We start from the raw sequence: 13266 nt of genomic DNA, 5'->3' as shown, positions 1-13266 counted from the left end.
CGATTCCACACATATCAAACAGCAGGACGCGCCGCAGGAAACGGCAGCAACGGAACTACGGGGAGGTCGTCTACGTGGCCCGGCCAGATGGTCCGGTTTGAAGCAGCGGGACGGTCGTCGGGGGCTGCGTTGGCCGCAAAAACCGACGGGCTGCTGCATCCAGCCACGTGCAATGGAGTCTAGGGTAAGCCTTTGTTGCGCCAGTGTCCAGCCGGGCCGGGGCAGGGGCCGCATTGGCTAGAATCTGCGGACCCGACAACGCAAGCGAGGAAATGCCGGTGTGGTATGTGATCGAAGGGTATGACGGCCAGGATGTGCTGGCGCAGCGGCTGCAGGCGCGGCCGGAACACCTGGCGCGGTTGCACGCGCTGCGCGACGAGGGACGCCTGCTGCTGGCCGGCCCCTGCCCGGCGGTGGACAGTGAAGACCCCGGCCCGGCCGGTTTCAGCGGCTCGGTGGTGATCGCGCAGTTCGAGTCGCTGCTGCAGGCCCAGGCCTGGGCCGACGCCGACCCGTACGTGGCCGCCGGCGTCTACACCCGCGTGCAGGTGCGACCGTTCCGGAAGGTGTTGCCGTGAACGCGGAACGGATCTCGCGAATGCGTGATGCGCTGCAGCATGCGCTGGCGCCGAGCGTGCTCGAGATCGAGGACGACAGCCATCGCCACGCCGGCCATGCCGGTGCGCGCGATGGCCGCGGCCATTTCAACGTACATGTGGTCAGTGAACGCTTCGCCGGCCTGGGCCCGCTGGCCCGGCATCGCGCGGTGTACGCCGCGCTGGGGACGATGATGGAGACCGATATCCACGCGTTGTCCATCCGCGCGCAGACCCCGTCAGAACAGGGCTGAGCCCTTGTCCGACGCTGTCCTGGCGGGTCCCTGCGGGGGCTCGCTGCAGACAGATTTCCATGTCCATTTCGGGACATTCGCCTAACGGACTGTTTACAAGCCCAGATGGAAACGCTTACATTCCGCGCCAATGCTGGTAGGTCCAAGCCGTGGAGGGCGGCTTCGTGAACAAGGCAGCTATCACAATCAAAGACGTCGCTCGCGAAGCCCGGGTCTCCGTGGCCACGGTTTCCCGCGCGCTCAACGGGCATGAAAATGTCGCCGAACCGGTCCGCCAGCTTGTGCTGGAGGTGGCCGCACGGCTGCGTTACACCCCGCACGCCGCCGCCCGCAGCCTGAGCAGCCGCCGCACCAATACGGTGGGCGTGGTACTGCCTGACCTGTACGGCGAATTCTTCTCCGAACTGATGCGTGGCATCGACAATGTCGCCCGTAGCCGTCGCCAGCACCTGCTGGTGTCCAGCTACCACGGTGACCAGGAGCAGCAGGGCGCGGCCCTGCGCGCCATGCGCGGCCGCGTCGACGGCCTGCTGGTGCTCTCGCCCTATGCCGAGAGCCCCGGTTTCCTGACCGACAACCTGCCGCAGTCGTTGCCGACGGTGTTGATCAACACCTATCTGCCCGGGCAGGACCACCCGGTGCTGAGCATCGACGACCATGCCGGTGCGATGGCGATGACCCGCCATCTGCTCGACGCGGGCCACCGTCGCATCGCTTTCATTTCTGGCCCGGATCTCAACTTCGACGCGCGAGCGCCTGCGCGGCTTCCGTGACGCGCTGGCGGCTTTTGGCGGTGGCGCCGAGGGCATCGAGCTGCCCGGTGATTTCGACGAAGCTTCCGGCCATCGCGCCGGTCAGGAGTTGCTGGCAGCCGGAGCGCTGCCTGATGCCGTGTTCGCCGCCAACGACATGATGGCCCTGGGATGCCTGTACGCGTTCACGCAGGCCGGTGTCCGTGTTCCGACCGATGTCGCCCTGGCGGGTTTCGATGACATTCCACTGGCGCGTTTCGTCCACCCGTCGCTGACCACCATGCAGGTCAGCATCGCCGAGCTCGGCGACCGGGCCATGACGCGCCTGCTGCAGTTGATGGACGGCACCTCCACGGACGGGACAGGGGACAAGCAGACCCTGGTTCCCCGCTTGATAGTTCGCGATTCCACCACTCCGCCATCGGGCCATTGAAGCCAGAGGCGTTCCTTCTTTTTTTGATTGATCGCAGGGACCGCACAAGCGGTTACCGCCACCCGGAGATTGAGTTGATGATGCACACCACCTTCCGCACGCCGGCACGCCGGCTGCTGAGCACCGCACTGGTCAGCTGCCTGATGCTGGCCGCCGCTCCGAACGTCATGGCGCAGTCGGCCAATGCCAGCCTGCGCGGCCAGGTATCCGGCGCCCAGGCCGGCGCCGAAGTGACCGCCACCAACGTCGCCACCGGCACCGTCCGTCGCGGTACCGTGCGTGCCGACGGCAGCTACTCGCTGATGGGTCTGGACCCGGGCACCTATGACGTGGTCGCCAACGGCCAGTCGCAGAAGGTCACCGTCACCGTGGCCTCGACCGCTACGCTGAACTTTGCCGGCGCCGCCAGCAGCACCCCGGGTTCGACCGCGGCCACCAACCTGGACACCGTCAACGTCGTCGCGCCGACCCTGCTGCAGGAAGTGCGCACGTCCGAAGTCGGCAAGACCGTCAGCCTGCAGCAGATCCAGACCACCCCGCAGGTCTCGCGCAACTTCCTGGAGTTCGCCGACGCGGTGCCGGGCATGATCTTCACCCGCGATGCCAAGGGCAACACCTCGCTGCGCGGTGGTGCCACCAACGCTGACGGCACCAACGTCTACATCGACGGTGTGGGCCAGAAGAGCTACGTGAAGGGCGGCGGCATCTCCGGCCAGTCCGGCAGCGCCGGCAACCCGTTCCCGCAGCTGGCCATTGGCGAGTACAAGGTCATCAGCGGCAACTACAAGGCCGAGTACGGCCAGGTCTCCAGCGCCGCGATCACCGCCGCGACCAAGTCCGGTACCAACGAGTTCAAGGGTGAGACCTTCTACCGTTATACCAACGAAAGCATGCGTGCGATGACCCCGGCCGAACGCCAGCCGGGCAAGCGCAAGGAAGACTCGGCCGAGAAGGAATACGGCTTTGCGCTGGGTGGCCCGATCATCAAGGACAAGGCCCACTTCTTCGTCACCTATGAAGCCAAGCGCTTCGATCTGCCGGTGACCATCGCGCCGGACGGTGCGGTGACTGCGTCGGCCGCCAATCTGCCCGCTGACGGTGCCGCCGGCCTGGGCCCGGCCAGCCAGCCATTCCAGCAGGACCTGATCTTCGCCAAGATCGATTTCGAGCCGACCGATAACGATCGTATCGAGCTGACCTTCCAGGACCGTGACGAAACCCAGGAGCAGTTCAGCGGCCAGACCGCCAAGGTGCACGGCAAGGTGGTGGACAACACCGACCGTCGCTATGCCCTGCGTTGGAACCACAGCGGCGAGCGCTTCTACAACGAGTTGATGGTCACCCATGAAGAGGCGTTCAACAATCCGCTGCCGTTGAACTACGGCAACGGCATCATCTACACCGCGCCTGACTTTGGTGACAAGAACCGGAACACCCCGCAGGAAAAGACCCTCGTCCAGATCGGCGCAGCCGATGCGTTCGCCTCGCAGGTAAAAGGCCAGAAGGGTTGGGCGATCGAAGACAACCTGACTCTGGATGGCCTGCAGTGGGCGGGCGATCACACCATCAAGATGGGTGCCAAGTACAAGCAGATCGATCTGTACGCCTCCGACGCGGCGCAGATCAATCCGCAGTTCTTCTACACCATCGACAATCCTGCCTTCTCGTCCGGTACCCCTTACAAGGCGCAGTTCACCAAGGCCAGCACCGGTGTCACCGGCGTGCAGTCTGAAGTGCGCGCCAAGGTCAAGCAGATCGGCTTGTTCATCCAGGACGACTGGCAGGTCAATGACCACCTGCAGCTGAACATCGGCCTGCGCTGGGATTACGAAAAGAACCCGGTCTATACCGATTTCGTGACCCCGCCGGAAGTTGTGAACGCATTGTTCTCGCAGGACAGGCATGCACCTCCGGGTCAGACCTATGCGCAGACGCTGGCGCTCAGTGGTTTGAACGTCAACGACTACATCAGCACCGGTCACAATCGCAAGAATTTCAAGGATGCATGGCAGCCGCGCCTGGGCTTCTCGTATGACGTCAACGCCGACGAGCAGCACGTGTTCCATGGTGGCGCCGGCCGGTCCTATGATCGCGATCTGTTCGACAATCTCGCGCTGGAGACCACCAAGCTGGCACTGCCGCAGCCGACCGTGTTCTTCCGCAACCCGACCACCGGCAGCTGCATGTACGGGCAGACCCCGTGCTTTGACTGGAACCCGAACCTGCTGAACGGCATCGAGAACGTGCAGGCACTGCTGGGCGCCACCAGCAATGACGGCATGGAAGTCGACCTGCTGAACAACAACATGAAGGTGCCGTACGCCGACCAGTTCAGCCTCGGTATGAGCAATCAGTTCGGCGAGTGGCTGACCGACGCGACGATTTCGCGCACGCTGACCTACGATGGCTTCGCCTACACGCTGGGCAATCGCTTCAACAACGGCAATTTCTTCGACAACCAGATGCTGTGCGGTGCTGAAGAACCGACCTATGGTCAGCCGTGGGGCTGCAACATTCCGGGCTTCGGCAGCCTGATCATCGGTCAGCAGGGCATCAAGACCCGCTCCACCCAGATCCTGCTGTCGGCGCAGAAGCCGTACAGCAAGGAAAGCGGCTGGGGCACCTCGATCGCCTATACCTGGACCAATGCCCGCCACAACCGCAACATCAACGAGCACTATTCGTTCGATCGCGGCACCATCGGTGAGTACCCGACCATCAAGTCCAACGGCGCGCCGCGCCACCGCCTGGTGGTCACCGGTTCGTACGATGGCTTCTGGGGCATCACCTTCGGCGGCAAGCTGACCCTGGCCACGCCGACCCCGGGCAACGACTGGTCCTGCATCGCCCAGGCCGGCAATTCCAACTGCCTGCCGACCCCGGCTGCCGGCACGCCGTCGGGCAATGGTCACTTCCTGCTTGGCGGCAAGATCTTCGGCTACCGCTCGCTCGACCTGCAGGCGACCAAGACCTTCAAGCTGGCCGGCGATACCGAGCTGTACGCGCGTATCGACATCATCAACGTACTCAACTTCGACAACTTCTCGAACCTGAACTACGTGAAGAGCGATGGCAAGCTGCTGGTCAGCTACAACGAGACCGGCGACATCATCGGTACGCCGCGCCAGGTCAAGGCGGAGGTCGGCTTCCGCTTCTAAGCGGAACCGCTCGATGCAGTACCCCGATGCCGCCGTTCCGCCGGCGGCATCGGCTGCGTGAAAACGGCAATGGCCGGCCCCGTGCCGGTCCATTGCCCATGCCGCTGCCGGCCAGGCGGCAGCGGCATGGGCAATGATCGCGGTGTCAAACCACGTTTTTCGTGGTTTTTTCAGAACGCATCTTGTAAACGATTTCAGATCATTGGACGGTATGCTTTCCCATCGATCAGACCACCGGAGAAATCGCGCCATGCAGGCACGCCATCTGTTGTCCGCCGCAGCGTTGAGCCTGGCCGTGGCCGCCTGCCAGCCGGCCCAGCAGGAACCTGCCAAGCCGCGGCCGCCGGTGATCCTGATCGAGGCCGACGCACCGCCGCGGCCGATGAAGCCGGTGCTGCCGCCGCTGTTCGATGACATCGAGCGCCGTACCTTCCAATTCTTCTGGGATACCACCAACGAGATCAACGGCCTGACCCCGGACCGCTATCCGTCGCGGCCGTTCGCCAGCATCGCCTCGGTCGGCTTCGCGCTGACCGCCTATCCGATCGGCATCGAGAACGGCTGGGTCAGCCGCAACCAGGCGATCGACCGCACCCTGACCACGCTGAAGTTCTTCCGCGACGTGCCGATGGGGCCGCAGCGCACCGGCAAGGCCGGCTACAAGGGCTTCTACTACCACTTCCTGGACATGCAGGAAGGGCGTCGCTACGACAGCTGGGTTGAACTGTCCTCGGTGGATACCGCGCTGCTGATGATGGGCGTGCTGTTCGCGCAGTCGTACTACGACGGTGACGATCCGCGCGAGAAGGAGATCCGCCAGATCGCCGACACGTTGTACAAGAAGGTCGACTGGCCGTGGCTGCAGCAGCGTGCGCCGCTGATCTCGATGGGCTGGTTCCCGGAGAGCGGCTTCATCGACCACGACTGGATGGGCTACAACGAGGCGATGATGGTCTACATCCTCGCCCTGGGTTCGCCGACGCACCCGGTCAGCCCGGATGCGTGGACGGTGTGGACGCGCACCTACGACAACGACTGGGGCGTCTACCAGGGCCAGGAATACCTGTCGTTCGGCCCGCTGTTCGGCCACCAGTACAGCCATGTCTGGATCGACTTCCGCGACATCCAGGACGCGTACATGCGCGAGCGCGGCAGCACCTACTTCCTCAACAGCCGCTCGGCTGCCCTGGCCCAGCGCGAGTACGCCATCGCCAACCCGATGCAGTGGAAGGACTATGGCGAGAACGTATGGGGCCTGACCGCCAGCGACGGCCCGCAGAACACCACCCAGGAGTACCGCGGCGAGCAGCGCCAGTTCCGCCACTACTCCTCGCGCGGCGCCGGCCTGCGGGAGAACTTCGACGACGGCACCATCGCTCCCACCGCTGCGATCGCGTCGGTGGTGTTCGCCCCCGAGCAGGTGATCCCGGCCACGCTGGAGATGCACAAGCGCTTTGGCGACTACATCTATTCCAGCTACGGCTTCCTGGATTCGTTCAACCCCAGCTTCAACTACGACATCCCGATCAAGACCGGCCGCCTGGTGCCGGATCGCGGTTGGGTCGCCAGCGACTACATCGCCATCGACCAGGGCCCGATCCTGACCATGATCGCCAACTACCGGAATGATTTCGTGTGGGAAGTGATGAAGAAGAATCCGTACATCCGCAAGGGACTGGAGCGGGCCGGGTTCAGTGGTGGCTGGCTGGCACCGGAAGGTTCGTTCCAGCCGCTGGAACTGCAGAAAGACGAAAAGGCCGCGGCGGCACGCGCGGTGGGTATCGCCGAATCACGCGCGGCTGCCGCGCAGGAACAGAAGAACAATGCCAACCGCAATACAGGCCAGGGCAAGTAACCCGATGCCGAACTGGATCGACCGCCTGCGCCGCTGGGCGCTGCCTGCCCTGGCCGTGTTGGCCATGGCCGGCTGCGCCCGTACCGAACCGGGCACCACCACCGTGCGCTTCTGGGCGATGGGACGCGAGGCGGAGGTGGTCAGCGAGCTGATCCATGAATTCGAGGCCGAGAATCCGGGCATCAAGGTGGATGTGCAGAACATTCCGTGGACGGCCGCGCACGAGAAGCTGCTGACCGCGTTCGCCGCCGACGGCCTGCCGGACGTGTGCCAGCTGGGCAACACCTGGGTGCCGGAGTTCGCCGAACTGGACGCGCTGACGCCGCTGCAGCCGTTCGTGCAGCGCTCGGCCGTGGTCGACCCGAAGGACTATTTCCAGGGCATCTGGGATACCAATGTGATCCACGGCGAACTGGTAGGCGTGCCGTGGTATGTCGATACCCGCCTGATCTACTACCGCAAGGACCTGCTGGCCAAGGCCGGCTACGACCACCCGCCGCGCACCTGGCAGGAGTGGGACGAGCAGATGGCGGCGATCAAGCGCATGCAGGGCCCGAACCGCTATGCGGTGCTGATGCCGATCAACGAGTTTGAGCAGCAGCTTTCGCTGGCACTGCAGCAGCCTGATCCGTTGCTGCGCGACGACGACACCCGCGGCAATTTCGCCAGCCCGGGCTTCCGTCGCACGCTGACCTTCTACGCCAACATGTTCGAGCAGGGCTGGGCGCCGAAGATGTCCGAGACGCAGATTTCCAACGTCTGGGATGAGTTCTTCCGTGGCTTCAACGTGTTCTACATTTCCGGCCCCTGGAACATCCGCGAGTTCAAGAAGCTGCAGCCGAAGGAACTTGAAGGGCAGTGGGGTACGGCCGCGCTGCCGGGTCCGGACGGACCGGGCGCCGGCATCGCCGGAGGCACCAGCCTGGTGATCTTCCGCAAGTCGCAGCAGAAGGAAGCCTCCTGGAAGCTGATCGAGTTCCTGTCGCGCCCGCAGATCCAGGCGCGCTTCCATTCCATCATCGGTGACCTGCCGCCGCGTCGCAGCACCTGGTACGCCCCGTCGCTGGCCAACGATCCGCTGGCCGCTGCGTTCCGTGACCAGCTGGAGCGGGTCAAGCCGACGCCGAAGGTGCTTGAGTGGGAGCGCATCGTGCAGGAAATGCGCATCGTCACCGAGAAGGTAGTGCGTGGTGGCCTGGCGCAGGACAAGGCCGTGGAAGAGCTGGACCAGCGCGTGGACAAGGTGTTGGCCAAGCGCCGCTGGATGCATGAACAACAACGCCTGCAGCAGCGCGTGCCGTCGCCGCAATCGAGCAGTGCCGTGGCCGCCGGGAGCGCGCAATGAAACGTACCTCGCTTGCCGGCTGGATTTTCGCCGGTCCCTCGCTGATCGTGCTGGGCATGTTCTTCGGCCTGCCGGTCGCCTCGGCGCTGGCGCTGAGCGTGACCGATTTCGACCTGTATGCCTTGGCCGACAGCAGCAACCTGCGCTTCGTCGGCCTCGGCAACTACATCGATCTGCTGCAGACGCCGATGTTCTGGAAGTCGCTGTGGAACACCACCTACTTCGTGTTGATCGGCGTGCCGTTGTCGATCGGCGTGTCGCTGGGCGCAGCGATGCTGCTGAATGCACCTGCCGCGCGTTTCAAGGCGCTGTTCCGCACCGCGCTGTTCGCGCCGGTGGTGACCACACTGGTGGCAGTGGCGGTGATCTGGCGCTACCTGTTCCATACCAGCTACGGCCTGGTGAACTACGGCCTGGGCCACCTGGGCATCAGCCCGATCGACTGGCTGGGTGATCCCAACTGGGCGATGCCGACCATCATGCTGTTCGCAGTGTGGAAGAACTTCGGCTACAACATGGTGATCTTCCTGGCCGGCCTGCAGGCCATCCCGCATGACCTGTACGAGGCCGCCCGCATCGACGGTGCCTCGCGCTGGAAGCAGTTCCTGCACATCACCCTGCCGATGCTCGGCCCGGTGCTGCTGGTGGTCGGCGTGATCACCGTGTCCGGCTACTTCCAGCTGTTCGCCGAACCGTATGTGATGACCCGCGGCGACCCACTGCAGAGTACCGTCAGCGTGCTGTATTTCATGTTCGAGGAAGGCTTCAAGTGGTGGAACCTGGGACGCGCCTCCGCGGTGGCGTTCCTGCTGTTCCTGATCATCCTGGCGGTGACCACCGTGATGCTGCGTTTCGGCCGCAAGAGGCAGTTGGTATGAGTCGTGAAATCGGCCAGTCGCGCTGGTACCCGTGGTTGATCAATGGTGCGTTGCTGGTGCTGGCCCTGGTCAGCCTGGCACCGCTGCTGTGGATGCTCTCGGTTTCGTTCATGCCACAGGGCGAGGCGACCCATTTCCCGCCGCCGCTGCTGCCGTCCAGCATCACCACGCGCAACTACCATGAGTTGTTCGCGCGCACCGGCATGGGCGGCAACTTCGCCAACAGCCTGCTGGTGTCGGTCGGCATCACCCTGGGTTCGCTGCTGCTCAACACCATGGCTGGCTACGCCTTCGCCAAGCTGAACTTCGTCGGCCGCGAGCGCCTGTTCCAGGTGCTGATGGCGGCGCTGGTGATCCCGGCGCAGGTGGCGATGCTGCCGCTGTTCCTGCTGATGAAGCAGCTCGGTCTGGTCAACAGCTTCGGCGGCGTGATCGTGCCGGCGCTGGCCAGCGTGTTCGGCATCTTCCTGGTGCGGCAGTACGCGCGTTCCATTCCGGACGAACTGCTGGAAGCGGCCCGCATCGACGGGGCAGGGGAGCTGCGGATCTTCTTCCAGATCGTGCTGCCGATGCTCAAGCCGGTGCTGGTGACCCTGGCGATCTTCACCTTCATGGGCGCATGGAACGATTTCATGTGGCCGTTGATCGTGTTGACCGACCAGGAGCACTACACTTTGCCGGTGGCGCTGGCCACCCTCTCGCGCGAGCACATCATGGACGTGGAAATGATGATGGCCGGCGCGGTGGTCACCGTGGTCCCGGTGCTGGCGCTGTTCCTGGTGCTGCAGCGGTACTACATCCAAGGTCTGTTGCTGGGGAGCGTCAAAGGATGAAGCGAGCGATCGCCGTTGGACTGGGCCTGTTGTGGACCTCCCTGGCGATCGCCGCACCACCGGCGCTGCCGGCACCGAAGGTGCTGGACGACTTCGACGACATCGCAGCCTGGAAGCTGGTGCTGTCCGACCAGGTCAGCGGTTCGCTGCGGCCGGTCAGCGGCGCCGGTGGTGGCCGCGCGCTGTGCCTGGACTATGACTTCCACGATGTCTCCGGTTACGTCGGCATCCGCCGCGCGCTGAACATCGAATACCCGGTCAATTACCGTTTCGGTTTCCAGCTGCGCGGTGATTCACCGGGCAACGACCTGCAGTTCAAGCTGATCGATGCCAGCGGCGACAACGTCTGGTGGGTCAATCGTCCCGGCTACAGTTTCCCCAAGGCGTGGATGCCGGTCGAGTATCGCCGTCGCCAGATCGACAAGGCGTGGGGGCCGTCGCCCGAGAAAGAGATGGCACGCAGCGCTGCGGTCGAGTTCACGATCTACAGCAAGGTCGGCGGCCGCGGGACCGTGTGCTTCGACAAGCTGACCCTGCAGGGATTGCCGCCGCAGGATGATTCGGCGCTGGTGCCGTCGGTGATCGCTGATACCGCCACCGCGCTGCAGGACCGCATGATCGACGGCAAGAGCGATACGTTCTGGATCAGTGGCGGGGTCAAGCAGCAGACCATCAGCCTGGATCTGCACAAGAGCCGCGAGATCGGCGGTGCGGTGATCGACTGGCTGCCGAACCTGGAGGCGCGCCGCTACACCGTGCGGACTTCGGAGGATGGCCGTGACTGGCGTACCGTGCGTGAAGTCACCAGTGGTGCCGGTGGCCGCGACTGGCTGGCCCTGCCGGACACCGATGCGCGCTACGTGCGCTTCGATCTGCAGGATGGCCCGAACTGGCGCTACGGCATCCGTGACATCGCGCTCAAGCCGCTGGCCTTCGCGGCCACGCCGAACGCATTCCTGTCCTCGGTGGCCGCTGACCTGCCGCGCGGCTCGCTGCCGCGCGCCTATGTGGGCGAGCAGCCCTACTGGACGCTTTTGGGTCTTGATGGCGGCCAGGAACAGGCGTTGATCAGCGAGGATGGCGCACTGGAGCCGGCCAAGGGCAGCTTCAGCATCGAACCGTTCATCCGCCTCGACGGCAAGCTGCTGGACTGGTCCAAGGTGGCCATCACGCAGTCGCTGCAGGATCACTACCTGCCGATCGCGAATGTCGACTGGGTGCATGAGAAGGTCGGCCTGGCGGTGACCAGCTTCGTGCAGGGCACGCCGGAGCGCGCAGCTGATCGGCCGTTACCGGCTGAGCAATCCGGACAAGGTCGCACACGAGTACACGCTGGCACTGGCGATCCGACCGTGGCAGGTCAACCCACCCACCCAGTTCCTCAACACCGTCGGTGGCTTCAGCCGCATCGATGCACTGGACGTGGGCGAGCAGCTGGTGCGGGTCAATGGTGAGCCGCGTATCTACCCGCTGCAGGTGCCGGATGCGCGCTTTGCCAGTACGTTCGACGGCAAGCTCGATGCGATGCATCTGGAAAGCGGCACGTACCCGGCGACCACGGCGGTGAAGGACAGCACCGGCATGGCGTCGGGTGCGCTGATGTACACGATCAAGCTCGAGCCCGGGCAGAGCCGTGAAGTGGCGGTGGTGCTGCCACAGACCGGTGGCTGGGCGCCGCAGGCGCTGGACGTGGCCAAGGCGCAGGCGCAGGTGGCCGAGCAGTGGCGGAAGAAGCTGGGCGTGGTCTCGCTGCAGGTGCCGGCTGCGGGCCAGGCGCTGGTCGATACCCTGCGCACCGCGGTCGCGCACATGCTGATCTCGCGCGTCGGCCCACGCCTGCAGCCGGGCACGCGTTCGTATGCGCGCAGCTGGATCCGCGATGGCGCGATGATCTCCGACGGCCTGCTGCGCATGGGCCGCAGTGATGCGGTGCGCGACTACATCAACTGGTATGCGCCGTATCAGTTCGAGAACGGCAAGGTGCCGTGCTGCGTCGACGCACGTGGTAGCGACCCGGTGCCGGAGAACGACAGCCATGGCGAGTTGATCTACAGCATCGCCGAGTACGGGCGCTACACCGGCGACAGCACTTTCACCGAGCTGATGTGGCCGCACGTGCAGGGCGCCTACGGCTACATGGAGCAGCTGCGCGCCAGCGAGCGCACCGAGGAGAACCGGGCACGCAACCCGGCCTTCTACGGCATGATGCCGGCCTCGATCAGCCACGAAGGCTATTCGGCCAAGCCGATGCACTCGTACTGGGACAACTTCTGGGCACTGCGCGGCTACAAGGACGCGGCCCTGCTGGCGACCCAGCTGGGCAAGGTCGAGGCGATGCAGATCACCGAGTCGCGCGACCAGTTCCGGGATGATCTGCAGGCCTCGCTGCTGTCGGCGATGCAGCAGCACAACATCGACTACCTGCCGGGCTCGGCCGAGCTGGGTGACTTCGACGCGACGTCGACGACCATCGCACTGGCCCCGGGCGGCGAACAGGGCAGGTTGCCGCAGCAGGCGCTGGAGGCGACCTTCGAACGCTACTGGAACGAGTTCGTTGCCCGTCGCGACGGCAAGCGCGAGTGGAAGGACTACACCCCGTACGAGTGGCGCAACGTGGCCGCGTTCGTGCGCCTGGGCTGGCGCGATCGCGCCTGGCAGGCCACCGAGTTCTTCTTCAAAGACCGCGCACCGCAGGCCTGGAACCAGTGGGCCGAAGTGGTTTCGCGCACGCCGCGCAGGCCGTTCTTCGTCGGTGACCTGCCGCATGCCTGGGTGGCCTCGGACTTCGTGCGCTCGGCCCTGGACATGTTCGCCTACAACCGCGACATGGACGAGTCACTGGTGCTGGCCGCCGGCGTACCGACCGCGTGGCTGCAGGGCGAGGGCATCGCTGTGCAAGGCCTGCGCACGCCGCAGGGCCAGCTCAACTACCGCCTGCAGCGCAGCGACAAGCAGCTGGTGCTGGAGGTGCAGCCGGGCCTGGTGCCACCGGTGGGAGGCGTGGTGCTGCCGTGGCCATACGCCGGTGATCCGGGCGAGGCGAGCATCAACGGCGAAGCAGCCGAGTGGGTCAACAAGGAACTGCACGTGCACCAGCTGCCGGCGCGGGTCGAGATCGATGTACCGAGCGCGGTGCGCCGCGCCGAGCGCAAGGGACAGTAG

At 64.9% G+C, this 13266-nt stretch carries 7 protein-coding genes and 2 pseudogenes; all 9 read left to right on the top strand.

The genetic code is table 11. From position 1 onward, the window contains the following. The first annotated feature begins 278 nt into the window (after nucleotides 1-278). The gene (locus ACZK2V_RS15540; RefSeq protein WP_032129789.1) at nucleotides 279-578 is read left to right on the top strand and encodes a YciI family protein; all 300 of its coding nucleotides are present in this window, start codon (nucleotides 279-281) and stop codon (nucleotides 576-578) included. After that, complete coding sequence (locus tag ACZK2V_RS15535; protein WP_434060509.1) at nucleotides 575-850, top strand: BolA family protein; 276 nt, start codon at nucleotides 575-577, stop codon at nucleotides 848-850. Before ACZK2V_RS15540 ends, ACZK2V_RS15535 begins: the two co-directional genes overlap by 4 nt. A 149-nt stretch (nucleotides 851-999) precedes the next feature. Then, nucleotides 1000-2035: pseudogene (locus ACZK2V_RS15530) on the top strand (LacI family DNA-binding transcriptional regulator). Nucleotides 2036-2112: 77 nt separating this feature from the next. After that, nucleotides 2113-5193: a TonB-dependent receptor gene (locus ACZK2V_RS15525; protein WP_049423992.1), complete on the top strand. Its 3081-nt coding sequence runs from the start codon at nucleotides 2113-2115 to the stop codon at nucleotides 5191-5193. Between the two features lie 250 nt (nucleotides 5194-5443). Further along, complete coding sequence (locus ACZK2V_RS15520; RefSeq protein WP_049423996.1) at nucleotides 5444-7048, top strand: glucoamylase family protein; 1605 nt, start codon at nucleotides 5444-5446, stop codon at nucleotides 7046-7048. Between the two features lie 4 nt (nucleotides 7049-7052). Beyond that, nucleotides 7053-8393 (top strand): sugar ABC transporter substrate-binding protein, encoded by a 1341-nt coding sequence (locus ACZK2V_RS15515; RefSeq protein WP_329809897.1) that lies wholly within the window; start codon nucleotides 7053-7055, stop codon nucleotides 8391-8393. Continuing rightward, the gene (locus ACZK2V_RS15510) at nucleotides 8390-9271 is read left to right on the top strand and encodes a carbohydrate ABC transporter permease (RefSeq protein WP_006378065.1); all 882 of its coding nucleotides are present in this window, start codon (nucleotides 8390-8392) and stop codon (nucleotides 9269-9271) included. Before ACZK2V_RS15515 ends, ACZK2V_RS15510 begins: the two co-directional genes overlap by 4 nt. Continuing rightward, nucleotides 9268-10104: a carbohydrate ABC transporter permease gene (locus ACZK2V_RS15505; RefSeq protein ID WP_006378064.1), complete on the top strand. Its 837-nt coding sequence runs from the start codon at nucleotides 9268-9270 to the stop codon at nucleotides 10102-10104. Before ACZK2V_RS15510 ends, ACZK2V_RS15505 begins: the two co-directional genes overlap by 4 nt. Beyond that, a pseudogene (locus tag ACZK2V_RS15500) lies at nucleotides 10101-13266 on the top strand (discoidin domain-containing protein). Before ACZK2V_RS15505 ends, ACZK2V_RS15500 begins: the two are co-directional and overlap by 4 nt.

The sequence above is a fragment of the Stenotrophomonas sp. 93052_Sma genome (assembly GCF_056481145.1).
The sequence above is the reverse complement of the archived record's forward strand: the minus strand, read 5'-3'. Positions and strand labels throughout refer to the sequence as shown.

Bases quoted from the DNA above. Each gene is read 5' to 3' on its own strand.
- ACZK2V_RS15525 (WP_049423992.1), top strand. From the start codon at position 2,113: ATGATGCACACCACCTTCCGCACGCCGGCACGCCGGCTGCTGAGCACC.
- ACZK2V_RS15520 (WP_049423996.1), top strand. From the start codon at position 5,444: ATGCAGGCACGCCATCTGTTGTCCGCCGCAGCGTTGAGCCTGGCCGTG.
- ACZK2V_RS15515 (WP_329809897.1), top strand. From the start codon at position 7,053: ATGCCGAACTGGATCGACCGCCTGCGCCGCTGGGCGCTGCCTGCCCTG.
- ACZK2V_RS15510 (WP_006378065.1), top strand. From the start codon at position 8,390: ATGAAACGTACCTCGCTTGCCGGCTGGATTTTCGCCGGTCCCTCGCTG.
- ACZK2V_RS15505 (WP_006378064.1), top strand. From the start codon at position 9,268: ATGAGTCGTGAAATCGGCCAGTCGCGCTGGTACCCGTGGTTGATCAAT.